Genomic DNA, 25637 nt, shown 5'->3' with positions numbered 1-25637 from the left:
GATGAAAAAAAATAAAGTTTTAACAGTGTTTGTTATATTAACATATATATTCTTATTTGCACCATTAGTTATTATTGCAATGACAAGTATAGGAACAGAAAATTATATAGCATTTCCACCAAAAGGATTTTCTTTAAAGTGGTTTATTACAGTTTTTGAATCACAATCATTTATAAAGAGCATGGGGACAAGTTTTGTAATATCTGGAATAGCTACATTGGTAGCATTAATAATAGGTATGCCAGCAGCTTATGGATTAAGTAGATTTAACTTTAAAGGAAAATCTCTTATTAAAAGCTTCTTCTTTTCACCATTAATAGTACCTGGAATAGTAGTAGGTTTTTCGCTGTTCCAATTCTTATTAGTAAAATTAAATCTTTCAGTATATATGAGTTTATTTATTGGACATACAGTAGTAATTATTCCTTACATTATAAGAGTTGTAGGATCGAGTTTAGAAGGGTTTGATTATTCTATAGAAGAAGCAGCTATGAGTTTAGGATGTAAAAAGTCATTAACATTCTTTAAGGTAGTATTACCTAACATAACATCAGGTGTAATGGCAGCTTTTATGTTAGCATTTATAAATTCATTTAATAATGTTCCAGTATCTATGTTCTTAACTGGACCAGGGGTAAGTACATTACCTATAACAATGATGAATTATGTTGAATATAATTATGACCCAACAGTATCAGCATTGTCAGTAATATTAATGATATTAACTATTGGAATTATGTACATATTAGAAAAAACATTAGGTCTTAATAATTTTGCAGGATAAAGTTAGAACTAAATAATTAGTTGGAGGACAATAAAGATGGATTTAATAAATTTACAAAATATAAATGTTTCATATGATAAGAAAAATAACATATTAGAAAATTTAAATTTAAAGGTTAAAAAAGGAGAGTTAGTTTCTCTACTTGGACCAAGTGGTTGTGGAAAAACTACTACTTTAAGAGTTGTAGCAGGGTTTATAGAGCCAACAGCAGGTAAATTTTTATTAGGTGATAAAGATTATACAAAAATACCTGTACATAATAGAAATTTTGGATTAGTGTTTCAAAGTTATGCCTTATTTCCGCACTTAACTGTAGAAGAAAATGTGGCCTTTGGATTAAAGATGAAAAAGATGCCTAAAGAAGAGATAAAAACAAAAGTAGCAGAAATATTAGAAACGGTTGATATGAGTCATTTAGCTAAGAGATATCCTAAGGAGTTATCTGGTGGACAAAGACAAAGAGTAGCTATAGCAAGAGCTTTAGTTATTGAACCAAGCCTTTTACTTTTAGATGAGCCATTAAGTAATCTTGATGCTAAATTAAGATTAAAAATGAGAGTTGAAATAAGAAAGCTTCAACAAAAACTAGGAATAACAACATTATTTGTTACTCACGATCAAGAAGAATGTTTTTCAATTTCTGATAGAGTAGCAGTGCTTAATAAAGGAGTGATAGAGCAATTTGATACTCCAGAAAATATATACTCAAATCCAGCAACAGAGTTTGTTGCAAGATTTGTAGGATTTGAAAATTTCTTTGAATTAAATAAGATATCTGAAGATACTTATGAAAATGAAGGTGGAATTAAATTAAAGGTTACAAGAGCAAAGGAAAATTCTAAGGCAAAAGGAACTATAAGACCAGATGATATAAGGATAGTTGAAGATGATTTGGAAAATACAGTAGAAGGTACTATAGAGATAAGAACTTTCTTAGGGAAAGCTTATCAATATGATGTAAAAACAGCTATGGGTAACATTATTGTAAATAGTGAAAATAATGTTGTATATGAAAAAGGTGAGAAAATAAAACTTCAATTACCATCAAATAAAATTGTAATATTATAAAAATATTTATATTAAGGAGTTTACTTATGAAAAAGAGAATTTTATCAGTATTATTAGCAGGAGTTCTATCTGCAACGGCATTAGTAGGATGTGGAAGTGCAGAAGGAGAATCATCAAATAAAAAACTTGTAATCTCAACTTGGGGATTAAATGAAGATGTTTTAAAAGAGACAGTATTTAAACCTTTTGAAGAAGAATATGGAGTAGAAATTGTTTTAGAAGTAGGAAATAACTCTGAGAGATTAACTAAAATGAAAAACAATCCAAACTCTCAAATAGATATAACTTATTTAGCAGAATCTTTTGCAGAACAAGGAATAGAGGCTGGAATATTTGAAGAGTTAGATTATTCAAAGATTCCTAATGCTGAAAAGCTTAATAGTAAAGCGCAAACTACTGTAGAAAGAGGGTTTGGTCCAGCTTATACATTAAATAGTATTGGAATAGTTGTAGATCCATCTGCAGGAATAGAGATTAATTCATGGGAAGATTTATGGAAGCCTGAATTAGCTAATAAAATAGCTATTCCAGATATAACAACTACTAATGGACCTGCAATAGTTGAAATAGCAGCAGAAAAAGCCGGTGTTGATGTACAAACAGACAATGGAGAAGCTGCATTTAAAGAATTAGAAGCTTTGAAACCTAATATTGTTAAAACTTATAGCAAGTCTTCAGATTTAGCAAATATGTTTGCAAGTGGTGAAATAGTGGCAGCAATAGCAGCAGATTTCGCTTATGGAAATATTGCAAAAGCAAAACCAGAAGTAACTTATGTAGTTCCAGAATCAGGAACTTACTTAAACTTTAATACAATTAATATAAACAAAAATTCAAAAAACAAAGAGTTAGCTTATGAATTTATTAACTATGCATTAAGTGAAGAGGTTCAAGAAAGAACTGCTAAGGCTTTAAGTGAATCACCAGTTAATACTGACGTTGAATTAACAGAAGAAGAAGCTACAAATTTAACATATGGTTCAGTAGTTGATAATGCTAAAATAATTGATTTTAAATTTGTTAATACATTAATGGATGAATGGGTTAATACTTGGAACAGAATAATGAACTAGTATTATGGGTATAAAAATGGAAGTACAATTAATTATTAAAAACTTAAAAGTATATAACAGTTATTTTAAAAAGTTTATACAAGGTGACGTTGTAATAAATGATGGGAAATTTATTCATATAGGAAATAATTATGAGGATAGATTAAGCTCTAAAAATATTATAGACGGAAATAATAAGTACATGATTCCAGGATTAATAGATATACACATGCATATAGAAAGCTCAATGACAATACCAGGTGAGTTTTCTAAAGCAGCAATAAAACAGGGGGTCACTACAGTTGTAGCTGACCCTCATGAAATTGCAAATGTTTTTGGGATTGAAGGAATAAAGGAATTTATTAAGTCTAAAGAAAAGCTTGATATTTTTTATGGTATACCAAGTTCTGTACCTTCAACTAGTAAGCATTTAGAGACTACTGGAGGAGAAATAACTGTTAATGAAGTAAAGGAATTATTATCTTATGAAAATATACTTTGTCTTGGGGAAGTAATGAACTTTAAAGACTTAATAGAAGATGAGAATTCAGCTATAAATAATATTATTAATGTTAGTAAAGATAAGAAGATTCCATTGGAAGGGCATTGTCCTAAAATAGATGGAGTTGACTTATCATTTTATATTTACAGAGGTGTTGATGGAGATCATACACAACAGTCAGTAGCCTCTCTTGAAGAAAAAATCAAAAATGGCATGTTTATTGAAATGCAACATAAATCAATGACTACAGAAAATATTAAATTTTTAGTAGAAAATAATTTATATGAACATTTTGCTTTAGCTACAGATGATGTTATGGCTGATAAATTAACTAAAGGACACCTTAATGAATTAGTAAAAGAAGCTGTAAATTTAGGTATGTCTATAGAAAATGCAATATATGTAGCTACTTATACTCCGGCTAAAAGAATGAGGCTTTTTGATAGAGGAACAATAGCTCCAGGAAAAATAGCAGATTTTATTTTACTTGATGATATAAAAAACTTTGATATTTATGAAGTGTATAAAAATGGAGAAGTTGTATTTAATAGATGTAACGGCTTAAAAGAAAAGTATTTTATGAAAAAAAGTAATTTTCATAAGAAGTTTTATAATAGCATAAAGTTAAATCAAATTACTAAGGAAAATTTATTAGTTAGGGTACCACAAAAATATAATAATAATAATAAAGTTACTTGTAGAACTATGAATATTATGAAGAATACTACATTTACAGAAGAAGGGGAAGTTTCTTTGGATGTAGAAAATAACATTTTAAAATGGGAAAATAGTAACTGTGCTTTAATTGCTGTTTTTGAGAGATACGGAAAAAATAATAATGTAGCTTTTGGATTAGTACAAGGAGAGATTATTAAAGAAGGAGCAGTAGCTACAACTTGGGCTCATGATAATCATAATGTTATGGTTATGGGAAGAAATGTTGAAGATATGGCTTTAGCTGTTAATAAATTAATAGACTTTAATGGAGGATATATTGTTGTAAAGGATAATAATGTATTAGCAAAATTAGAGTTACCTATAGGTGGAATAGTTAGTGATGAACCAATTGAAGTTGTAGGAGAAAAATTAGGTAAGGTTAGAAGTGCTATGAAGGAATTAGGTTATAATCATATGAATGAAATAATGTCATTTAGCACCTTATCTTTGCCAGTAAGTCCAGCTATAAAAATTACAGATAAGGGACTTATTGATGTTAAAAAGTGTAAAGTGGTATCACTATTTAAATAAGTAAAAGAGACTATGTATGTGCATAGTCTTTTACTGCAGGTTGGAGGATTTAAAATGAAAAAGAAAATTACTATAGTTGAAAATACTACAGTTATTACTATGAATGAAAATAGAGATATCATAGAAAATGGAGTAGTAGTGTTTGAAGAAAACAAAATAATTTATGTTGGTGATAATAAGGGAAAAGAAAATTTTATAAATAAAGATAATTATGAAGTTGAGATTATAGATGGTGAAGAAGGAATATTAATGCCTGGAATGATAAATTGTCATACTCATGCATCAATGGTTCCTTTTAGAAGTTTAGCTGATGATTATAAAGACAGATTAAAGAGATATTTATTTCCTTTAGAGCAAAAATTAGTAGATGAAAATTTAACTTATATTGGAGCTAAATACGCTATAGCAGAAATGCTATTAGGTGGTGTAACTACTTTTTGTGACATGTATTATTTTGAAGATGAAGTTGCTAAGGCTTCTAAAGAGCTTAATATGAGAGGAGTATTATGTGAAACAATAGTGAATTTTTCAGCTCCCGATGCTAAGGAGCCTTTTGGAGGATTAGATTATTCAAGAAAGTTTATTGAAAAGTGGAAAAATGATAGTCTTATAATTCCTGGAATAGCACCGCATGCACCTTATACTAATAGTGATGAATCATTAAAAGAGGCTTATGAAATAAGTAAAAAATATAATGTTCCAATGACAATGCATGTTGCTGAAATGGACTATGAGTTTAAAGAGTGTATAGAAAAACATGGCATGACACCTGTTCAATATTTAAATAAGTTGGGTATACTAGACTCTAATTTTATATCAGCTCATACAGTATTAGTAAATGATGAGGATATAAAAATATTAAAAGATAAAGGGGTAGGGGTATCTCATAATATAGGAGCTAATGCAAAAGGAGCAAAAGGGGTTGCACCTATAATTAAGATGAAAGAAGAAGGAATTAATATAGGTCTTGGTACTGATGGACCTATGAGTGGAAATACTTTAGATGTAATTGGACAAATGGTTCAAGTAGGAAAGATTCATAAATTATTTAATAATGATAGAACAATATTACCATCAATAGAGTTAGTTGAGATGGCAACTATAGGTGGAGCAAAAGTATTAGGATTAGATAAGGAAGTAGGATCAATTGAAGTTGGAAAGAAAGCAGATTTGGCTTTAATAGAAACTAAATCTGTAAATATGCAACCGATATATGATTATTATGCAGCGATAGTTTATTCTGCAAATGCTAGTAATATTGATACCGTAATTGTTGATGGAAAGGTAGTTGTTAAAAATAAAAAATTAATAAGCGGTGACTTTACTGAAATTAGAAATAATTTATTGGGATTAAAAGATAAGATAAATAAGATTGCAAAAGAACTATAATTTTATAAAATAATTTAATAATGAAGTTATAAAATGCCTATCAAGTACTATAGTGTTTTGATAGGTATTTTAATATTTATAAATATAATAAAAAAGAATAAGCATAAGAGGTTATTATAGATATAATTAAAAAAAATAATAAATCCTACTATATTTATCTACTTTAAAAATTTTAAAAAAGTATTATAATAAATATAGGTAATAATTATTATTAAATAAAAATAAAAATTAATAATAGAGATAGAGGAAATTTTATGGATGATACAAAAGTAGTTGAAATGATAAAGATAAATCCAATTGTTATAAAAAATATAAGTAATCCTACAGAGGAAATGAAAAAAATAGCTGTAGAGAAAGATGGACTTTTATTAAGATATATAAAGAATCCAACTATAGAAATACAAGAATTAGCTATGAAAAGCAATCCTAGAGCTATTGAGTTTATAGATAATCCTACAGAGAAAATGATGATAGAAGCTATAAAGAGTGGATGGAGTAATTTAAACTATATTAAAAATCCTACTAATGATGTAATTAAATTAGCTATAGAGCAAAGGGGATGGGCTATTAGATACGTTAAGGACCCTAGTGAAGAGCTACAGTTACTAGCTGTAAGAAAAGATTACGATTCAATTAAATATATTAAAGAGCCTTATGAAAGTGTTCAAGAAGAGGCTGTAAATATAAGTTATGATGCATTGAGATATATTAATTCACCATGTTATAAGGCAGAGGTTGAAGCTGTTAAAAATAATGAAGCAGCAGTAAAATTTATTAATAATTTAAATAAAGATAAGGTATTAAGCTTTTTAAAGGTTAATATTTTAGTAATTAGATATATTACTAAAAGTATGTTAAATGAAATATCTGAAGATGAATTAAAAGATATGCTAAGAGAAGTATTGTCAAAGGATAATGTGCAAGAAAAGTATGTAAGGGATTTTTTAAACTGCAGTATCATTGATAAAGATAGTAATGATATAGCTATTGATAAAATCATGTTTATTTATAAATATGGAAGCAAGAAAGCGAAAAAAATTGCAGTAGATGAAAAACTAAAGATGATGTAAGGGGAATTTAAAATGAATTTTATAGATACGTTAAAAAGTGTGGAATTAGTATTGGCAACGGAAGAAGTTCCTTTAGTAGTTGGTGAAAGCGGAATTGGAAAGACAGCTTTAGCAAATAGATTAGCTAATGAAAATAATTGGAGCTTAATAGTTATTGATGGAAATCTTCTTAAAGAAGGAGAAATAGGGGGATTACCTACAGTAGAATCATATATGTCTATAGATTCTAATGGAAATAAGATTGAAAAGAAAACAACAATATATGCTGTTCATACAAAGCTTAGAGAAATTGATGAAGAAATATCTAAAGGAAAAAAAGTTCTTTTATTTATAGATGAAATAAATCGTTGTGAGCATACAGTACAGCAAGAACTTATGAATTTAATATTAAATAGAGAAATTAATGGATACAAATTACATGATGATGTAAATATATTAGCAGCAATGAATCCATCAAGTAAATATGGTTCAGATTTTGATTATCAAGTAGTTGATATGGATGCAGCTCAAGAAAATAGATTTGTATGGCTTAACATGGAAAGTGATTATAAAGCTTGGTTAAAGTGGGCAATGGAAGCTGGAATTGAGCAAAAAGTAATAGAGTTTATTGGAGTTTTCCCAGAATATCTACATAAGATAAATGAAGATGATGTAAGAGCAACACCAAGAAGTTATGAAAGAGTATCTAAAGCATTTAAAGCTTATAAAGAGAAGAAAGATTCTATACCTAGGTCAGTATTTTTAAATGTTATAAAAGGTAATGTTGGAAAGGTTATAGCAGAGGAATTTATAAATTTTGTTGAATCAGAACATAGTCCTTTAATATCTTTTGAGGAAGTTTTCGTAGGTGATACTTTAAGTGAAGAAGTTATAGAAAAGGTTAAAAGTGAAAGTCATACTAGACTTTATTTAAGTGCAATGAATATTTTAAAGAGTTTAGAAGAAAACATAAAAAATAGTAATGAGGAAGATGTATATCACATAAATAGATTTATTGAATTTTTAAAGAAATATCCTGTAGATTTAATGGTAGGGATTATGAAGGATATGAAAAATAGCTATCCTGAAAGTTATAAAAGAGCTTTAGAGAATGAAGAGTTTGTAGAAAGTTATTTTGAAGCTTATAGTGCAATAAGGGGATAGCATATGGATAGTTATTTTGAAAAGTTAAAAAAGGAACTTTATATTAAAGCTGATAAAATAGTAAATAGTTCAGTTATGTTTAAAGCATTACGTGCTGGTGAAAAGTTTCAGATAGATATTCCTAAAGATTTTGAAGAAGAATTTTTTAAACTTATAGATAAAGTAAATCTAAGTCTTATGGAAGAAAAGGATAATTTCTATGGTTACTTTTTATTTCAAATGGGAAGAGAAATACGTTTTGATATAAGTACTCCTACTGGTATAAATTTTAAAGGTGCTAAATATGTTATATATTTTAATCCCATAATATTTTTACAGCTTAATATAAAACAAATGGAAACTACTATTAAGCATGAAATTCATCATGTATTATCTATGCACTTAATAAGAGCTAAAGAATTAAAAGGTAACTTTAGTACACTTGCAATTAATTTAGCTATGGATATAGTAGTAAATCAATATCTTAATAATTTACCACCATATGCAATTACTTTAAAGGGAATAAACTTAAAGTATGAACTAAATCTTGAGCCTTATAATACCTTTGAATATTACGCAGAAAATATTCAAAATGTATTAAATGTGCTTGAAGAGGATGATGAAGGCGAAGAAGATGATAGTTGGGGAGAAGATACTGATAGTGGATTTAATCCAGAGAAAGCTCATGATTTATGGGATGAAAATGAAAATATAGATGAAAAAATGCTTAAGGATTTTACTGAGAAGTTCATAAGTAATGCTGAAAAGTGTACAATTCCTCTTTATTTAGAAGGAATGATATCTGCCTTAAGAAAAAGTAAAGGAGAGCTTCCTTGGAATTTATATCTTAAGAGATTAATGGGGACTGTAGAAAGTAATAAGAAAAAAACTATAACAAGAAGAAATAGAAGACAGCCTAATAGATTAGATTTACGAGGTGAACTTAGAAATCATAAGGCAGAAATAGCAGTTGCTATTGATATAAGTGGAAGTATTAGTGATGAAGAGTTTAAGCAAGCTATTAAGGAAGTTTTAGCTATAGTAAAAAATTATAATCATGAAATAACTATAATAGAATGTGACCAAGAAGTTAAACGTGCATATAAAGCAAAAAATATAAATGATATAAAAGAAAGATGTTCTTCTTGTGGAGGAACTAGATTTACTCCTGTTTTTCAATATGCTAATAGTAAAAATATTAATTTGTTAGTTTATTTTACTGATGGCAAGGGTGAAGATAAATTACAAGTTAAACCGAGGGGATATAAAGTTTTATGGGTTATTTCCGGAAGAGGAGATAAGCTTTCATTAAATGAACCTCATGGTGCAGTTAAAAAGCTTAGTAAAGTTGAAGTAAAAGATAACTTAGTGGATATGAAAGATGTTAGAAATGATGGATATTCAATGAATAATCAAGAACCAATTTTTTAATTAATTTAATAATAAAGATATGGAATAATTGAATATATTATTGTAAAAATTATATTTAGTTAAAAAGGTTAAGGTGAAAGGAGAATGGCATTATGGGAATATTAGAAAACAGTATAAAAAATAAAGTAGTTATAGTAACTGGGGGAACTAGGGGAATTGGATTTTCAACGGTAAAGACATTTCTTGAAAATGGAGCAAAGGTTGCGCTCTGTGGCTCAAGAAAAGAAACAGTAGATAAAGCTTTATCAGAACTTAACAAAATAAATTCTAGCTATGAAGTTATTGGGTTTTCAACTGATTTGCTAAATTTATCAGAAGTTAAAAAGATGATGGAAGAAGTTATAAATAAATGGGGAACTATAGATGTGCTAATTAATAATGCAGGTATAAGCGATAATGTTAGTATATATGACCAAGATTCAGAGCATTTTGCAAAGATAATAGATATAAATGTAGAGGCAGTATTTAATTGTAGTAAAATAGCTGCTGAGAAAATGAAATCAAAAGGTAAAGGAGTTATACTTAATACAAGTTCAATAGTAAGTATAAATGGACAAAAATCAGGTGTAGGATATCCAACTTCTAAATTTGCCGTAAATGGATTAACTAAATCTTTAGCAAGAGAGCTAGGTAAGGATGGAATAAGAGTTAATGCGGTAGCTCCAGGAATAATTGGTACTGATATGGTAGCGGCATTAGATCAAAATATGATAAAGGCTATGGCTGCTAATATTCCCTTAGGAAGAATTGGAGAACCAGAGGAGATTGCTAATGTATTTTTATTCTTAGCTTCAGATATGGCAAGTTATATAAGTGGGGCTATTTTATCTGTTGATGGAGCAACAGTAATTTAATATAATATAAATTAGATATAATGAAATTAGTGTAAAAATAAGATTGTACCAAATAAGGTGCAATCTTATTTAATTTGGAGGATTTACTTTGGAAAAGACATACATGTTTGATAACTATATATCTATAGGACGTAACTTTATGACTGAAAAGAATTATTTAAAGGCTTTAAAGTTTTTTAAGAAGGCATACAATTGTCCAGAAGGAAAAGATGATATAGATTTAATATTAGACTTAGCATTTCTTTATGATAAAATAGCACATTTTGATTTAGCAGAAAAAATGTATAGAAGAGTATTAGAATTAGATGAGACTAATGCTATAGCCTATTATGGATTAGGTATAATTTATGATGATGATGAATTATATGAAGAAGCTATTGAGTATTATAAAAATGCTATAAAATATGATAACAAATATGAAAAGGCTTATTTCTTTTTAGCTAATGCTTATGATGAATTAGGTAATAAAGAAGAGGCAATAAAAAATTATAAGGAAGTATTAAAGCTAAATTCAAAGGATTTATGGGCAAATGCTAATTTAGGATGTATTTATGATGAACTAGGCGATACTAAGTTAGCTTTAGAATATATGGAAAAAGCCCTTAAAATAAATAGTAATCATTTTAGAATACTATTTAATATGGGAGTATTTAATAAAAAGTTAGGTAACTTAGAGTTGGCAGAAGAATATTATAAGAAATCAATAGAAGAAAATCCTTATTATCCATATAGTTATTTAAATTATGCAGTAATGTATAGAGAAAAGGAAGATTATACTAGGGCCATTGAAATAATAAATGAAGGTATATTAGAGAATAAAGATCAAGGATTTTTATATTATAATAGAGCTTGCTTTTATGTAGCGGTTAATAAATTAGAGTTAGCATTAGAAGATATACTTAAATCTATAGAATTAAATGATTTCTTTGAAGAATATATGAAGGAAGATGAAGAACTTAATGCTATAAGAGAATTAGAAAAATATAAGAAAATGTTTGGATAAAAAACAGTAGGCAGGCTTATGGAATATAAGTTTGTCTACTGTATAGTTTTATTATCTATTATCTATTTTTTCAGGATATAAATCATGATTACTTAATCTATTAAAAGCAACTTCTTCCCATCTTGTTCCTGGTTTTCCGTAGTTACAGTAAGGATCAATAGAAATGCCACCTCTTGGAGTAAATTTACCCCAAACTTCAATATATTTAGGATCCATTAGTTTTATTAAATCTTTCATTATGATATTCATACAGTCTTCATGAAAATCACCATGATTTCTAAAGCTAAATAAATATAATTTTAATGATTTACTTTCAACCATTTTTATGTTTGGAACATATGAAATATAAATTGTAGCAAAGTCTGGTTGAGAAGTAATAGGACATAAACTAGTAAATTCAGGACAATTAAATTTAACAAAATAATCATTTTCAGGATGTTTGTTATCAAATGTCTCTAAGATATCAGGATTATATCCAAAATCATATTTTACATTTTGATTTCCAAGTAAGTCTAAATTTAAATCATTTCTCATAAATTAATCTCCAATCTTATCTTTTAATGCCTTAATTAAAAATGAACCAAGTATTGCTGGTATAACTTGTCCTAAACATAAGCTAGTTGCAAGAGCGCTATATGGAACATTTAATATCATTGATAACCAAATAGGAACTATTAATCCTGGTATAAATATTATTGGTAGTATTGTAATTGTAATATTTAGTTTATATTTGCGAACACAATAAACTAATAAGGCTGTTAATATACCAACGAATCCACCACCAAGGATATCAAATATACTTAAACCTCCTAAAAGCATATTAGATAATAAGTTCGAAAGTCCCAAAGGTAAAACTAGGAATGGAAAAATATAAGCTAATGCATATAAACTAGTTGCTAAACGAATTTGTATAGCTCCAAAAGAAAAACTTTGAGTTATCGTCATTATTACAACATATAGAGCAATAACTATTGCTGAAATTGTTAGCTTTTTTGTTTTTGACATAGTAATTTCCATAACTATCACCTCCATAAAAATAAAAAAAGGATGGAAAAACTCCATCCTAAATAAACAATAATAGAATAACTATTATTAATCCCTAGTTTTATTTTGAGACAGGATGGTTTCGAACTGTCTTATTTAATTATGAATCAACTTTTCTCTAAAATAAAAGTTGTAAGTTTGATTAACTAGATTTAAAATCTAGTTAATCAAACTTAAGTATATAGTGATTAATAGGAAAAGTCAACCAATTATTATTTTAAATGTAATAAGGCTTGTGTAATAATGATAATCATATTTATTATAGTGATCTATCTACTTTCCCTATAATATTTATTTAAGTTAATTTTTTATATCTAAAATTTTAGTTTTATTTTTCATATTTTTATATTCTAAAGGAGTTATACCAATAATTTTTTTAAATAATCGACAAAAGTATGAGTAATTATTAAAACCACAACATAATGAAACTTCAACTAAAGAGAGTTGAGGGTCTAATAGTAGGTGTTTTGCAGCGGTTATTTTTCGTGTATTTACATATTCGCTAAATGTACAATTTGTATAATTTTTAAAAACCCTACAAAAATAAGTTTTATTCATATTTACAATAGAGCAAATATCATTTAAGGAAATATTTTCATCTATATGTTTATGAATATAATAAATAGCTTTTCTAATTTCAGGGTGAGGATACTTTTCACCTAAATAATCTTTACAATAACTATATGAGTTTATTATTTTATGGCCAGTAAGTAATAAAGAAGATAGATTACAGCTATCAAAATCTTCCTTGGTATTTTTAAAACAACATTTGTGTAAAGAAATTCCTTCCTTAACGAGAATATAGTTATAAATACTAAAGTTAAGAGATGAAATAAAGGCATCACAATGCTCGAATCCCGTAGTGTCTATAAGGTACTTCAAATTTTTATCAAATAGTTTAAGTGCTAGATTGGTATTTCCACAGTATACTAATGTGCAAATGTGCAGATGATTAAGTATATTTTTCTCCATAAAACTCCTCCTTATACTAAATATTACATTAAAAAGTGTAAAATAATTAAAAAACAAGAGAATATAGTTAAAGACTACCTAATTATACCATGATACAATTGTAAAGTAAAAATGATAATCATTATCAATTAAAAAGGGGAAGGTATGAATATTTTAATTACTTATTCAAGCAAAACAGGAAATACTGAAAAATTAGCAACAGGTATTTATAAAAATATAAATGAGGAACATGGATTGAATGTAGAAATAAAACCTATTGCTCAAGTTAAATGTACAGAAAATTATGATGCTATATTAATTGGATATTGGGTGGATAAGGGTGGACCTAATGAAGAAGCAAAAAAATTTATGGAAAAAATTAAAAATAAAAAAGTAGGCATATTTGCTACATTAGGTGCATATCCGGATTCAAATCATGGATTTAATAGTTTAGTTAGGGGCGAAGATCTTTTAAAAGAAAACAATGAAATAATAGGGAAATATATTTGTCAGGGAGCAGTTGACCCTAATTTAATTGAGGCTTTCAAAAAGTTAGATTCTAATAATTATCATGCTATAACAGATGAAAAATTAAGAAGATATAAAATTGCCAAGCTTCATCCTAATGAAGCTGAAATATTAAGTGCATCTATATTATTTAAGGAAAGATTAACAATAATTTAGGAGGAATAACTGTGGAAGATAAGAAGATTCGTAAGATTGCTATATATGGAAAAGGTGGTATTGGAAAATCAACTACAACATCTAATTTATCAGCAGCATTATCTCAATTGGGTTTAAAGGTTATGCAAATAGGATGTGATCCTAAAGCTGATTCAACTAAAAATCTTATGGGAGGAAAAAGAATTCCAACTGTTTTAGAGCAACTTAAGGAAAAGGGAGATGATTTATCATTAGAGGATATAGTTTTTTCAGGCTATAACGGAGTGTTATGCGTAGAGTCTGGAGGCCCTACACCAGGAATAGGATGTGCGGGAAGAGGAATTATATCAGCCTTTGAAAAGCTAGAGGAATTAGAAGCTTTTGAAACATATAAGCCAGATATTGTTTTATATGATGTTCTTGGAGATGTAGTATGCGGCGGCTTTGCAATGCCTATAAGAGGAGGATATGCAGAGGAAGTATATATTGTATCATCTGGTGAAATGATGTCTTTATATGCTGCATCAAATATTAGTTCAGCTATTAAAAATTTCAGAAGTAGAGGATATGCAGAATTAAAAGGCTTAATATTAAACTCAAAAAATATAGAAAATGAAATTAGTATTGTGGAAAAAGCAGTAGAAGAAATAGAGACGAAAATAGTTCACGTAATACCAAGAAGTGGTGAAATTCAGATTGCAGAAAATGCAGGGGGAACAGTATTTGAGTTTCTAAAAGAATCAAGTATGCAAAAGGTATATACAGAGTTAGCAAATAAAATTATAGCATAAAATTAAGGTTTATAAAATTAGGGGGATTTACATTATGATGAGTAGAAAAACAAGATTAGTAGCAATGATGATTTCAGCAACATTAGCAGTAGGAATGTTTACTGGGTGTTCGGAAAAAAGTACAGGAGAATCAGGAGCGGTAGGTGCTGAAGTGGTATCTTCTGGAGCTAGTGAGGCAGAAAATGTAGAAGAAAAGTTTACGTTAGAATATACAGAAATAATGAAACAACAAGGTTTCACAGAACCAATAGTGTTAGAAAGTAAACCACAAAGAGTAGTGTGTGTATCAACATCAACAACACCTTTATTATTTGAAGTAGGTGCATCACTTGTTGGAATTCCAACTTCAACAGTTTTTGAAACACCTAGTGATTACAATGGAGAAAAGTTACAATCACTTATGTCTGATGATTTTAATATAGAAACAGTTGTAGCTCTTAATCCTGATTTAGTTATAATTCCATCTTCATCTAAAGAACAATATGGGGATGCTTTAGAATCATCAAATATTCCAGTTTATTATACAAATAGTGGACATTCAGCAACATATGAATCTGTAGTTCAAGAAGCAGAAGTAATTATAAATGCTTTTGGGAAGGATTCAGAAAATGCAAAGAAAGTATTACAATCATTTGATGACTTAGATAAAAAGATGGAGGAAAGTAAGAAAGCCTTAGAAGGAAAAACAGTTATGATACTTGCTACAACTCAATATATACAATCAAAGAGTGGTACTGCAGGTTCTATGGCAGATATGATAGGTCTAACTAATGTATATGAGAATGAACAAGCTGGAATGGTTCCTCTTGATCAGGAAACTACTCTTGGATACAATCCAGACGTTATATTAGCAATAGGAAGTAGTATGTCAGAGGAAGATAATAAAGCAGTTTTTGAAGCAGCATTTGATGAAAACAGTGAATATTGGGGAAGTTTTGAAGCAATAAAGAATGATAAAGTTATTTATTTACCATCAAGCTATATGCCAAGTACGGGTATAGGAGTAATAAAGCAAATATCAGACCTTATAGATTTAGTTTATGAAAAACTAGAAATTAATAATTAATTAAATAAAAAAGTAGGAGTAAGAGATGAAAAAGAAATCAAAATCTATAATAAAGGTTACTTCAGTTATATTAATTCTTAGCTGCATATTATGTATATTAGCTCTTATTTCTATATCTATAGGAAGTGCAAGATATTCTTTAAGGGATATAATGACTAATTTATTAACTGAAGAAAGCAATCCTATTAAGATTATAATATATAATTTAAGATTGCCACGTATAATTTCAGCTATTTTAATAGGTGCAGCATTATCAGTAGGAGGAGCATTATTGCAATCTGTTATGAGAAATCCTTTAGCTGATCCAGGAACAATTGGTGTATCAGCAGGGGCAGGTACAGCTGCAACTACTATATTACTATTATTTCCACATATGACAACGGCGGTTCCAATATTTGCTTTTGGAGGAGCTGCCCTTGCTTGTGGGCTAATATATTTATTAGCTTGGAAGGGTGGAGTAGACCCAGTAAGAATAATTCTTTCTGGAGTAGCAATAAACTCCGTTTTAGGAGGATATAATGGATTCTTACAAATGTTATATTCAGATAATTTACAAGGAGTTTTGGGATTTATGAATGGAAGTCTATCAGGGCGTTCATGGAGTGATGTTAAAACTCTGGCTATATATGTTATCATAGGGTTATTTTTAGCTTTAATATGTATAAAAAGTGCTAATGCACTGCAGCTTGGAGACGAAATGGCGAAAAATTTAGGGATTAACGTAAACTTAAGTAGAATAGCCTTATCTGCTGTTTCAGCATTTTTGGCAGCGGCCACAGTAAGTGTTGCAGGAATGATCGGATTTGTAGGACTTGTTGTACCACATATTGCAAGGATGATAGTAGGTTCAGATTATAAAATTATGATTCCAACCAGTATGCTTTTAGGAGCTGTAGTATTACTTTTTGCTGATACTGTAGGTCGTACATTAGTACCAGGAATGGATATTCCAGTAGGAACCATTATGTCTATGGTAGGTGGACCATTTTTCTTATACATGCTTAGAAAGAAGGGGAAAATAAGTGGAAATTAATTGTAGAGGTATAGAGGTTAAATATGGAGAATATAAAGCTGTAAAGGGAATAGATACATCATTATATAAAGGAGTTATCACAACTATTATAGGTCCTAACGGATCAGGAAAATCTACATTTTTAAAATCTATAACTAGATTGTTAAAATATGATAGAGGAACTGTTCATATAAATAATAGAAATATTGAATCTTTTAAAGGAAAAGAGCTATCAAAGATGATAGCTGTTCTTCCTCAAAGACATTCAGCTCCACCAGATTTTAAGGTTGAGGAGCTTGTAAGCTATGGTAGAATGCCACATAAAAAATGGTATGATAATAAAAATGATGCCAAAGATCCAATTGTTAATTGGGCAATGGAATGTACTAATATAAGTCATTTAAAAAAGAAGTCTATTAATGAAATTTCAGGGGGAGAATCACAAAGAGTATGGATAGCTACAGTGTTAGCTCAAAATCCGGAGATACTATTTTTAGATGAGCCTACAACTTATTTAGATATTTCTCATCAGTTAGAAACTATGAATTTAGTAAAGAGGCTGAATAAAGAGCATGGAATTGGAGTTGTTATGGTCTTACATGATTTATCTCATGCTTTAGAAGTTAGTGATAGAATAATAGTTTTAAAAGATGGTAAGAAGTATGATGAGGGAAAACCAACAGATGTAATAACATCTAAAATGATGAAAGAAGTTTATAACGTAGATTGTGACATTATAAATATAGAAGGAAGAGATAAACCAATTATTGCATATAAAGAAATTGCAGCGGTTTAGAGGGGGAGACATGATAAATTCAACAGAAATAATTAATAAATTATCTAAGTTAGATAGTATAAACAATATGAAAGATGTAAAACCATTAACATATGCATCATTTCCGGGATCACATTGTCCCCTATTTGGGTCAGCACTATTACTTAAAGAAATTAAAGATGCTGTATTTGTAGTAATAGGAACAGATGAATGTTCTTATTATACTAAGCAAATGACCATGAGATCAGAGGTATATGGTGGTATAGATGGAAGATGTGTCAGTATTATTCTTAATCAGCATGATATAACTTTTGGATGTCAAAAGAAAATTGAATCAGCATTTAGTGAACTAATGGAAGAATACAAGCCTAATGCAGTTTTTCTTATAACAACATGTGTTGTTGAACTAATTGGTGATGATGTTGAATCTTTAGGAGATACATTAGGTGATGAGTATGGAGTGCCAGTTGTCACAGTACATACTGAGCATTTTAAATCAGAAAATCATATTGTAGGTTTAGAAAGAACATTATCAGCCTGTATAGGTATAATGGAGAGACAAGCTAAATCAGAGAATATATCAGTAAACGTTATAGGTCAGAGAAGCGGAAATTTTAGTGAGACAGAATTAGGAAAAATATTAAGCGATTCTAATGTAGAAATTAATTTAATGTTACCAGGTTGTACAGTAGAAGATATACGTAAAGCACCACAAGCACATATAAATATTGTTACAAGTTCCATAGGATTACCATTGGCTAAAAAAATGAGAAGTAAATTTAAGATACCATATATATTATTTGAAAAATTTACTGATCCAGAATATATATTAGAAGCATATAATAATCTTTTTGATACATTACAGTTAGAATTACCAAAGGAAGTTATACAACTTTATAATAAGGCTAATGATGCTGTGAATTTTGGAAAAAAGGTTTTAAAAGGAGCTAAATATATATATGGAAATACACCGTTCCAATGTTTTGAAGTAAACTCATTTATGACAAAATTAGGAATGATACCAGAGCTTATACAAGTATCTTATATGACAGAAAATGATGATAAGTATATAGAGGATATATTAAGTAAAGAAAATCCTTATGTATGTAAAAGTGCTAATATAGCACCATTACAAGGAGTATACGATATATTAAAACCAGATTTATACTTAGGACATGAATATGCTACAAGGTTAGCTAAAAAGGGAATTGCGCTAGTAAGAAGTGATATGGCATCAGCAATGGCTGGAATGGAAGTAGTTAATTTCTTTGTAGAAGAGTTAGTTAGAGCATATAAAGAATCAAAAGAATATCAAGGAGGTACAGTAAATGAGCTTATGTAGATATTTGCCGACTCCATCAGATAGAATGGGAATTTTATGGACACTTTTATCTATAGATGATACTGTAGTAATAGAATTTGGTCCAACAGGAACAACACATTTTAGTATGGGCTTTTTTGGGAAAATTGGGGTGGAACAAGAAAACAGATTATTTGCAACACATATGAGTGAAGATGATGTAATAATGGGTTATACAGAAACTCTAGAAGAGGCTATTATAGAGGTTGATAAATGGATAAGCCCTAAAGCTATTTTTATAGTAGCATCATCTGTTAGTGCAATAATTGGAACTGATTTAAAAGGTGTATGTAGAGCTATTAGCCCTAAGGTATCAGCTAAATTATATGCTTTAGAAAATGGTGGCTTTAGAGGTGACTATACAACTGGAATAAAAATTGCTTACGATACTTTGTTTAAAAATATGTTAGGTGAAAAAACGGAAAAATTAGATAATACTTATAACATATTAGGGGCATCATTATATAGTTATCGTATGCGTTCTGATATTAATGAAATTAAAGAATTAATGAAGAATAGCTTTAATTATGATGTAATAGGTACATTATGTGTAGATACTAGTGAAGAGGTTATTAGGAATACTGTTAAAGCTAAACTTAATATTGTTATCTCTTTTGAAGCTTTAGAGTTAGCAAAGTATATGAAGGAAGTTTATGATATACCATATATTTATGGAGCACCATATGGATATACAGGAACATTAGAGTGGTTGAAGCAAATATCACAAACTATAGATGTAAGTATTGATAATAAGGTTACTCAAGAGTTAATGAAGCGTATTATGAATATTAAGCATTATCCTATGTATAAAAGAATGCTTAAAAATTCTAAGCCAACTATGAGTATATATTCTGAATATGATAGATTATTAGGATTTAGAAAAATATCAGAAGAAATTGGATTCAATATAGATAGTTTTATATGTAATCATAGCATTAAAGATATAGATGATAAGGATATAACTACTCTAAATTCAGAAAGAGAAAGAATAGAGTTATTTAAAAATAAAAATAATCAATTAATTATAGCTGATGATGTGACATTAAGAATGGCTAATGATACAAATGTAAAACTTAGAGCTAGTATGCCAATAGTATATGGAAGTCAAGTAGCTAATCATATACCTTTAATAGGAATAAAAGGTATGGATTATTTCTTGGAGTATGTTGATCAATATTTACAGACTTTAAGCTAATAAAATTGTGAAAATGAACTATAGATACAATAAACTATAGTTCATTTTTATTACATTTAAATAAATTTGTATAAAGTGCATATTTGTATGGATACAATTGATTTATTTATATTAATAGGTATAAAATGGATATAAAGTTTTAGAAATAAGGGGGCAAATATCGATGAATAAACAAATCAGATTTAAAAAATTAATTCAAACAGCATTACTTGCAGCATTATGCTTTGTATCTTTTACTTATTTGCAAATTAAAATTCCAGTGCCAGGTGGAGATGCAACTTCACTTCATATTGGAAATACATTTTGCGTTTTAGCAGCTTTATTACTTGGAGGATGGTATGGAGGATTAGCAGGGGCAATAGGAATGACAATTGCAGACTTAATTGATCCTGTATATATAATAGTAGCACCTAAGACATTTATTTTAAAATTATGCATAGGTTTAATAACAGGTTTAATCGCACATAAAATAGCAAAAATAGGAGAAAGTAATGATAGTAAATATATTTTTAAGTGGAGTTTAATAGCATCAATTGCTGGACTTGCTTTTAATGTAATTGCTGACCCTATAGTTGGATTCTTCTATAAGCAATATATACTTGGACAACCTCAAGATGCAGCTATGATTTTAGCTAAATTAAGTGCAGCAACAACATTTATAAATGCAATAGTATCAGTAATTTTAGTATCAATCATATATAACGCAATAAGACCAATACTAAAAAAATCAGGTTTACTACTACCAGTATAACTAAATTGTTCGTTAAAGCTTAAATACCGTGATGACGAAAATTAATGATATTATCTCCAGAAATTAGTGTAATTTTCGTTAAGAATTTATATTGTTTTTTCCAGAAAAAGTTCTAAAGCTTCGAAGTTCACTATCGTTTACCTTAAGTGAGATTCAAAATTTTAATTTTGCCAATCGAACTTACACATCCGACATCAGGCGGAGGTGCTTCCTTTTAAAAGGAAACTCACTCTTCACTATCGCTCAGAGGAGTAAGTTCATCTAACTAAATCAAGATTTAGAGATTCACTTAACGGACTTTCCTTCCAAAAACAATTAAATTCTAGACGAAAATTTCACCGTTCCCGGAAAATAAATATTTCATTTTTTCGCCCCATGTAGTGCGCAATTCTATTCAATAGAGAATTCTTTGCCGTATGCACATTTATTAAAATGTTTTTCTGCATCTTGAAGATTCATACCTAAAATCTTTATAGGTGAATCTGAATTAATTGTAACTTCTCCACAACCTAAGCCTTTATTTATTGATTTATATAAATAATTTATTGCTTGTGGTTTAAAACCAAGAAGCCTAGCACCAACTGTATCTGTAGCAATAGGATCAGTTCCGCATAATACTAAACCAGTATGATTTCCAATTCCTTTATGAGGACCAGTTCCAACCATAGCAGGACTAGCACTAACTATAGAAAGGTCTATAGTGAATTTTTCTAGCATTGCACTTATAAATCCATGCAAATCTTTATGTATTCCTAAATTTTTCTTAGGATAACCTTGCTCTTCACCACTTGGCCAGCCCATAGCTATATTTTTAATAGCAGCAGAAATAGTAGCTTCTTCATGAATTTTTAATTGAGTAAATGATATTAAAAAAGTCATTTCTTCATAAAGTTTATTTAAGGCTATTGATATAGGGCAGCTATGGTTAAGAGGAATATTAATAAAAGGTCCATTATTTAAGTTTATAAACTCAACATTTTCAGATTTTATAACATCCATAAAACCTACATCTGTCATTAGCTTTTCAACATCTTTCTGAGCAGAAGCAGTAGCAACTACTATTCTTTTGGGTGTGCAACCCTTAATTATTTGAATTATCTTTTTTAAACTATTAGGACCAACTACATCCCCAACATCGGGGCCACCAGTTCCAACCCAGTTTGGGGTAATAACCACAACATCATCACTTTTTATCATAGAAGAAATATTAAGTAAATTTAAACCTTCTTCAATGGCAAGTGATTCATTATTGTTTTGTGTAATTGCAACTAGTGGACTTAATGTTCTCCTTACTCTCATAATAAAAATCTCCTTATAAAATAAAAGTTATAAAACTATTTATGTTATAACCTATTTTTCACTTTTTATTTAGAGCTTTATTTTGTAAGATAAAAAAGATTTCGTTTTTTTACATGATAGATTAATTAGCTTTAGTTCTAAAAGCATTAGGAGAAGTGTTAAATAATTTTTTAAAAGCTTTACTATAATGAAACTCATCATAAAAGCCAAACATATCAGCTATTTCTTTTAACTTCATATCAGGATAAGAAACTAAAAAATATTTAGAGTTATTAAGTTTAAGTTCTAAATGATATTCATGAATACTTTTCCCAGTATTATTTTTAAAATGTTTCTGTATAGTTCTAGAAGAAAAATTTAATAACCTAGATAAATTATCAATACTAATTTTACTTTGAATATTTTCTTCTAATATTGATATTATGTCTTTTGTAAGTTGATTATATTGAAGTGTATCAATTTTATTAACTTCTAAGTCTATTTCAGCTAAAATTCTAGATAAAATTGAGCTTTTTATTTTTGTATTATCTATATTACTTATATTACATAATGATGATAATTCGTGAAAGTAATAGGGTAATTTAGGGTTATCTTTAAGGTTTAATTTTGATGGAATACAGTAAAAGTTATCAATAATTTTATCAGGTTTATTAAAAATAACATCATCTTTAATGTCATAAGAAAAATGAATGTAATAACAAGATGTGTTGTTAAGATTATTTGAATGTGGATAATGGTGCTTATAAGCAGGTAAAAACATAATATCACCTTCACGACTTTCAATTAGTTCATTTTCAACAATTACATTAAAACCTCCACTTACAACGTAAACTAAATCGTGAAAAGGTAAAGTTCTATCAGGATGAGCAATAGTACTATTAAAGATTAATTTACTGCACATATCAACTTTTCTAAAACAGTTTAAATTCAAATTTGTATATAACATGTGCATTATTTTACATGAGCTTCTCATTAAAGTCAATGGAGTCAATAAATGGAATATTAGTATAATTAAATTATACTAATGGTAATGAAAATGGTGAGAATATGGAGGGTGAAATTATGGATAATATGGTCACTAAAGACTTAGCAAGTAATATAAAATTTAATAATGTAAATATAACAGATAGGTTTTTTGGATACTATCAAAACTTGATAATTAATGAGGTTATACCTTATCAATGGAAGGTATTAAATGATGAGTTAGAAGATGTAGAAAAAAGCTCTGCAATAAAAAATTTTAAAATAGCAGCAAAAGAAATGAAAGGAAATTTTTATGGATTTATCTTTCAAGATAGTGATGTTTATAAGTGGTTAGAAGCAGTTGCATATAGTTTGCACTTAAAAGAAAATAAAGAGTTAGAAAAATGTGCAGATGAAGTTATAGATTTAATAGGAAGAGCACAACAAGAGGACGGATATCTTCATACTTATTTTATAATAGAAAGGCCAGATATGAAGTTTAAAGACCTTTGGGAATGTCATGAATTATATTGTGCAGGACATTTCTTTGAAGCAGCTACAGCTTATTATAATGCAACTGGAAAAGAAAAGGTTATTAAAATAGCTAAGAAGTTAGCAGATTGCATTTATAATAATTTTGGAACTGAAGAAGGAAAAATAAAAGGATATGATGGCCATGAAGAAGTTGAGTTAGGTCTTATGTCTTTGTACAGTGTAACAAAAGAAAAGAAATATTTAGATTTAGCTAAGTTTTTTATTGATGAAAGGGGACAATCTCCACATTTTTTTGAACTGGAATGGGAAGCAAGAGGAAAAACTAGCTATTGGAATGGTTGGAATCCTTGTGAATCACCAAATGCTTCGAAAGATTTTATTTCTTGTATAGGTGCAGAATATAATCAAACCCATAAGCCAGTAAGAGAACAAGATGAAGCTGTTGGACATGCTGTTCGAGTTGTATATATGTTATGTGGAATGATTGATGTTGCTAAAGAGTCAAAAGATAATAGTTTATTAGAGGCTTGTCAAAAGTTATGGAATAATATAGTGAATAAAAAGATGTATATAACAGGAGCGATAGGATCTACACATGTTGGAGAAGCATTTACAGGAAACTATGATTTACCTAATGATTCATTATATGGAGAGACATGTGCTTCAATAGGACTTGCTATGGCTTCTAAGAGAATGTTAAATACAGATATAAATTCAAAGTATAGTGATGTAATAGAAAAGGAAATATATAATGGAATAATCTCAGGGATAGCAATGGATGGAAAGTCTTTTTTTTATGTAAATCCATTAGAAGTATATCCTAAAAATCATACTAATCCTGTTTTGAAACAAGTAAAGGTTGAAAGACAAAAATGGTATCCTTGTGCATGTTGTCCACCAAATGTAGCTAGATTTTTATTAAACATAGGAGATTATATATATTCAGCTAACAATGATACATTATATATTAATCAATATATTGCAAATAATTCAAGGATTAATATAGGAAAGTCTTTTATGAATATAGAAATGGAATGTGATTTGTTAAAATATCAAGATGTGAAAATAAAAATAAGTAGCACTGATTTGGAAAATAGGAATGTGGCATTAAGACTACCTAGTTGGAGCAATGGATATACAGTAAAGGTATCTAATAATAAAGTAGAGTGTGAAATTATAAATGGATATATATATTTAAATAATATAAGGAAAAAAGAGATTTCTATATATTTAAGATTAAATCCTGAATTGAAAATGATAAAGGCAAATAAAAGAGTAAGATATGATGCTGGGAAAGTTGCTATAACATATGGACCATTAGTATATTGTGCAGAAGAAATAGATAATGGAGATATGTTGTATAATTTAATACTTAAAGATTCAATAAATTTTAAAAAAGAGAAATTTAGCCATAATGGATTAGAATTATTTAAAGTAATAGTTGATGGATATAGAGAAATTGATGATGATGATAGCTTATACCATGAAAATAATGTTACTTTAGAAAATCAAAAAATAACATTAGTTCCATATCACTATTGGGGAAATAGGGGTATTGGAGAAATGCAAGTTTGGTTTAGAATAAAATAAAAAAGTAATAAAAACCATCTAGAAAGTTTACTTATTATCTAGATGGTTTTTATTATAAAAAAGTATAAAAATAGTATAAGAAAACACATGGAAATTATTTCACCTTTGTAATAATATATATGTTAGCAAAAGAAATATAACATTTTGTGGAAGAATTAG

24 protein-coding genes are annotated in these 25637 nt (G+C 28.5%); 19 read left to right on the top strand and 5 right to left on the bottom strand.

The annotated features are described in order from the left end of the window. Position 1: 1 nt before the first annotated feature. The 10 genes from Q0G30_RS05160 (at position 2) to Q0G30_RS05115 (ending at position 11523) form a co-directional block, all read left to right on the top strand. The gene (locus Q0G30_RS05160) at positions 2-784 is read left to right on the top strand and encodes an ABC transporter permease (RefSeq protein ID WP_294387386.1); all 783 of its coding nucleotides are present in this window, start codon (positions 2-4) and stop codon (positions 782-784) included. Positions 785-820: 36 nt separating this feature from the next. Further along, positions 821-1852 (top strand): ABC transporter ATP-binding protein, encoded by a 1032-nt coding sequence (locus tag Q0G30_RS05155; protein WP_148322195.1) that lies wholly within the window; start codon positions 821-823, stop codon positions 1850-1852. Positions 1853-1878: 26 nt separating this feature from the next. Further along, positions 1879-2925 carry an ABC transporter substrate-binding protein gene (locus Q0G30_RS05150; RefSeq protein ID WP_294387382.1) on the top strand — a complete coding sequence of 349 codons (1047 nt, stop codon included), beginning with the start codon at positions 1879-1881 and terminating at the stop codon, positions 2923-2925. A gap of 16 nt (positions 2926-2941) precedes the next feature. Further along, on the top strand, positions 2942-4654 hold the full coding sequence (locus Q0G30_RS05145) for an adenine deaminase C-terminal domain-containing protein (protein ID WP_294387380.1): 1713 nt from the start codon (positions 2942-2944) through the stop codon (positions 4652-4654). Between the two features lie 54 nt (positions 4655-4708). Further along, entirely contained in the window at positions 4709-6043 is a 1335-nt protein-coding gene (locus tag Q0G30_RS05140) for an amidohydrolase (RefSeq protein ID WP_133013864.1), read from the top strand. Between the two features lie 254 nt (positions 6044-6297). Further along, a complete protein-coding gene (locus Q0G30_RS05135; protein ID WP_294387375.1) occupies positions 6298-7113 on the top strand; it encodes a hypothetical protein in 816 nt (271 codons plus the stop codon). A 12-nt stretch (positions 7114-7125) separates the two neighbouring features. Next, a complete protein-coding gene (locus Q0G30_RS05130; protein WP_294387373.1) occupies positions 7126-8256 on the top strand; it encodes an AAA family ATPase in 1131 nt (376 codons plus the stop codon). Positions 8257-8259: 3 nt separating this feature from the next. Then, a complete protein-coding gene (locus Q0G30_RS05125; RefSeq protein ID WP_294387370.1) occupies positions 8260-9666 on the top strand; it encodes a VWA-like domain-containing protein in 1407 nt (468 codons plus the stop codon). A gap of 92 nt (positions 9667-9758) precedes the next feature. Further along, positions 9759-10520 carry an SDR family NAD(P)-dependent oxidoreductase gene (locus Q0G30_RS05120; protein ID WP_294387367.1) on the top strand — a complete coding sequence of 254 codons (762 nt, stop codon included), beginning with the start codon at positions 9759-9761 and terminating at the stop codon, positions 10518-10520. Positions 10521-10623: 103 nt separating this feature from the next. Next, the gene (locus tag Q0G30_RS05115; protein WP_294387495.1) at positions 10624-11523 is read left to right on the top strand and encodes a tetratricopeptide repeat protein; all 900 of its coding nucleotides are present in this window, start codon (positions 10624-10626) and stop codon (positions 11521-11523) included. 51 nt (positions 11524-11574) lie between these two features. Here the strand turns inward: Q0G30_RS05115 and queF are convergent, their stop codons facing one another. The 3 genes from queF to Q0G30_RS05100 form a co-directional block, all read right to left on the bottom strand. Then, positions 11575-12057, bottom strand: coding sequence for a preQ(1) synthase (gene queF / locus Q0G30_RS05110; protein ID WP_294387365.1), 483 nt, complete (start codon positions 12055-12057; stop codon positions 11575-11577). Positions 12058-12060: 3 nt separating this feature from the next. Next, positions 12061-12540 carry a QueT transporter family protein gene (locus tag Q0G30_RS05105; RefSeq protein WP_294387363.1) on the bottom strand — a complete coding sequence of 160 codons (480 nt, stop codon included), beginning with the start codon at positions 12538-12540 and terminating at the stop codon, positions 12061-12063. A 327-nt stretch (positions 12541-12867) separates the two neighbouring features. Then, on the bottom strand, positions 12868-13539 hold the full coding sequence (locus Q0G30_RS05100; RefSeq protein ID WP_294387359.1) for an AraC family transcriptional regulator: 672 nt from the start codon (positions 13537-13539) through the stop codon (positions 12868-12870). Positions 13540-13683: 144 nt separating this feature from the next. Between Q0G30_RS05100 and Q0G30_RS05095 the strand changes: the two genes are divergently transcribed. The 8 genes from Q0G30_RS05095 (at position 13684) to Q0G30_RS05060 (ending at position 21131) form a co-directional block, all read left to right on the top strand. After that, the gene (locus Q0G30_RS05095; protein ID WP_294387357.1) at positions 13684-14202 is read left to right on the top strand and encodes a flavodoxin family protein; all 519 of its coding nucleotides are present in this window, start codon (positions 13684-13686) and stop codon (positions 14200-14202) included. 26 nt (positions 14203-14228) lie between these two features. Then, positions 14229-14972 (top strand): nitrogenase iron protein NifH, encoded by a 744-nt coding sequence (locus Q0G30_RS05090; RefSeq protein WP_294387493.1) that lies wholly within the window; start codon positions 14229-14231, stop codon positions 14970-14972. Positions 14973-15006: 34 nt separating this feature from the next. Further along, entirely contained in the window at positions 15007-16038 is a 1032-nt protein-coding gene (locus Q0G30_RS05085) for an ABC transporter substrate-binding protein (RefSeq protein WP_294387355.1), read from the top strand. Between the two features lie 25 nt (positions 16039-16063). Next, a complete protein-coding gene (locus Q0G30_RS05080; protein WP_294387353.1) occupies positions 16064-17071 on the top strand; it encodes an iron ABC transporter permease in 1008 nt (335 codons plus the stop codon). Next, a complete protein-coding gene (locus Q0G30_RS05075; protein WP_294130098.1) occupies positions 17061-17846 on the top strand; it encodes an ABC transporter ATP-binding protein in 786 nt (261 codons plus the stop codon). Before Q0G30_RS05080 ends, Q0G30_RS05075 begins: the two co-directional genes overlap by 11 nt. A 10-nt stretch (positions 17847-17856) precedes the next feature. After that, positions 17857-19167, top strand: a complete 1311-nt coding sequence (locus Q0G30_RS05070) for a nitrogenase component 1 (RefSeq protein WP_294387348.1) — start codon at positions 17857-17859, stop codon at positions 19165-19167. Then, positions 19154-20380 (top strand): nitrogenase component 1, encoded by a 1227-nt coding sequence (locus Q0G30_RS05065; RefSeq protein ID WP_294387343.1) that lies wholly within the window; start codon positions 19154-19156, stop codon positions 20378-20380. The genes Q0G30_RS05070 and Q0G30_RS05065 overlap by 14 nt, the downstream gene beginning before the upstream one ends. A gap of 163 nt (positions 20381-20543) precedes the next feature. After that, positions 20544-21131, top strand: a complete 588-nt coding sequence (locus Q0G30_RS05060) for an ECF transporter S component (protein WP_294387340.1) — start codon at positions 20544-20546, stop codon at positions 21129-21131. A gap of 390 nt (positions 21132-21521) precedes the next feature. Here the strand turns inward: Q0G30_RS05060 and Q0G30_RS05055 are convergent, their stop codons facing one another. Continuing rightward, positions 21522-22430: a DUF362 domain-containing protein gene (locus tag Q0G30_RS05055; protein ID WP_294130105.1), complete on the bottom strand. Its 909-nt coding sequence runs from the start codon at positions 22428-22430 to the stop codon at positions 21522-21524. 121 nt (positions 22431-22551) lie between these two features. Further along, positions 22552-23331 (bottom strand): AraC family transcriptional regulator, encoded by a 780-nt coding sequence (locus tag Q0G30_RS05050; protein ID WP_294387337.1) that lies wholly within the window; start codon positions 23329-23331, stop codon positions 22552-22554. Between the two features lie 161 nt (positions 23332-23492). On the opposite strand from Q0G30_RS05050, the gene Q0G30_RS05045 reads away from it, so the two are divergent. Beyond that, complete coding sequence (locus Q0G30_RS05045) at positions 23493-25478, top strand: beta-L-arabinofuranosidase domain-containing protein (protein ID WP_294387335.1); 1986 nt, start codon at positions 23493-23495, stop codon at positions 25476-25478. Positions 25479-25637 lie beyond the last annotated feature (159 nt).

The sequence above is a fragment of the uncultured Clostridium sp. genome, assembly GCF_934754925.1.
Lineage (GTDB): Bacteria > Bacillota > Clostridia > Clostridiales > Clostridiaceae > Clostridium.
The sequence above is the reverse complement of the archived record's forward strand: the minus strand, read 5'-3'. Positions and strand labels throughout refer to the sequence as shown.

What these genes read in the sequence shown, in the direction of transcription:
- Q0G30_RS05160 (WP_294387386.1), top strand. Translation starts at nt 2, where the DNA reads ATGAAAAAAAATAAAGTTTTAACAGTGTTTGTTATATTAACATATATA.
- Q0G30_RS05155 (WP_148322195.1), top strand. Translation starts at nt 821, where the DNA reads ATGGATTTAATAAATTTACAAAATATAAATGTTTCATATGATAAGAAA.
- Q0G30_RS05150 (WP_294387382.1), top strand. Translation starts at nt 1,879, where the DNA reads ATGAAAAAGAGAATTTTATCAGTATTATTAGCAGGAGTTCTATCTGCA.
- Q0G30_RS05145 (WP_294387380.1), top strand. Translation starts at nt 2,942, where the DNA reads ATGGAAGTACAATTAATTATTAAAAACTTAAAAGTATATAACAGTTAT.
- Q0G30_RS05140 (WP_133013864.1), top strand. Translation starts at nt 4,709, where the DNA reads ATGAAAAAGAAAATTACTATAGTTGAAAATACTACAGTTATTACTATG.
- Q0G30_RS05135 (WP_294387375.1), top strand. Translation starts at nt 6,298, where the DNA reads ATGGATGATACAAAAGTAGTTGAAATGATAAAGATAAATCCAATTGTT.
- Q0G30_RS05130 (WP_294387373.1), top strand. Translation starts at nt 7,126, where the DNA reads ATGAATTTTATAGATACGTTAAAAAGTGTGGAATTAGTATTGGCAACG.
- Q0G30_RS05125 (WP_294387370.1), top strand. Translation starts at nt 8,260, where the DNA reads ATGGATAGTTATTTTGAAAAGTTAAAAAAGGAACTTTATATTAAAGCT.
- Q0G30_RS05120 (WP_294387367.1), top strand. Translation starts at nt 9,759, where the DNA reads ATGGGAATATTAGAAAACAGTATAAAAAATAAAGTAGTTATAGTAACT.
- Q0G30_RS05115 (WP_294387495.1), top strand. Translation starts at nt 10,624, where the DNA reads ATGTTTGATAACTATATATCTATAGGACGTAACTTTATGACTGAAAAG.
- queF (WP_294387365.1), bottom strand. Translation starts at nt 12,057, where the DNA reads ATGAGAAATGATTTAAATTTAGACTTACTTGGAAATCAAAATGTAAAA.
- Q0G30_RS05105 (WP_294387363.1), bottom strand. Translation starts at nt 12,540, where the DNA reads ATGGAAATTACTATGTCAAAAACAAAAAAGCTAACAATTTCAGCAATA.
- Q0G30_RS05100 (WP_294387359.1), bottom strand. Translation starts at nt 13,539, where the DNA reads ATGGAGAAAAATATACTTAATCATCTGCACATTTGCACATTAGTATAC.
- Q0G30_RS05095 (WP_294387357.1), top strand. Translation starts at nt 13,684, where the DNA reads ATGAATATTTTAATTACTTATTCAAGCAAAACAGGAAATACTGAAAAA.
- Q0G30_RS05085 (WP_294387355.1), top strand. Translation starts at nt 15,007, where the DNA reads ATGATGAGTAGAAAAACAAGATTAGTAGCAATGATGATTTCAGCAACA.
- Q0G30_RS05080 (WP_294387353.1), top strand. Translation starts at nt 16,064, where the DNA reads ATGAAAAAGAAATCAAAATCTATAATAAAGGTTACTTCAGTTATATTA.
- Q0G30_RS05070 (WP_294387348.1), top strand. Translation starts at nt 17,857, where the DNA reads ATGATAAATTCAACAGAAATAATTAATAAATTATCTAAGTTAGATAGT.
- Q0G30_RS05065 (WP_294387343.1), top strand. Translation starts at nt 19,154, where the DNA reads ATGAGCTTATGTAGATATTTGCCGACTCCATCAGATAGAATGGGAATT.
- Q0G30_RS05060 (WP_294387340.1), top strand. Translation starts at nt 20,544, where the DNA reads ATGAATAAACAAATCAGATTTAAAAAATTAATTCAAACAGCATTACTT.
- Q0G30_RS05055 (WP_294130105.1), bottom strand. Translation starts at nt 22,430, where the DNA reads ATGAGAGTAAGGAGAACATTAAGTCCACTAGTTGCAATTACACAAAAC.
- Q0G30_RS05050 (WP_294387337.1), bottom strand. Translation starts at nt 23,331, where the DNA reads ATGTGCAGTAAATTAATCTTTAATAGTACTATTGCTCATCCTGATAGA.
- Q0G30_RS05045 (WP_294387335.1), top strand. Translation starts at nt 23,493, where the DNA reads ATGGATAATATGGTCACTAAAGACTTAGCAAGTAATATAAAATTTAAT.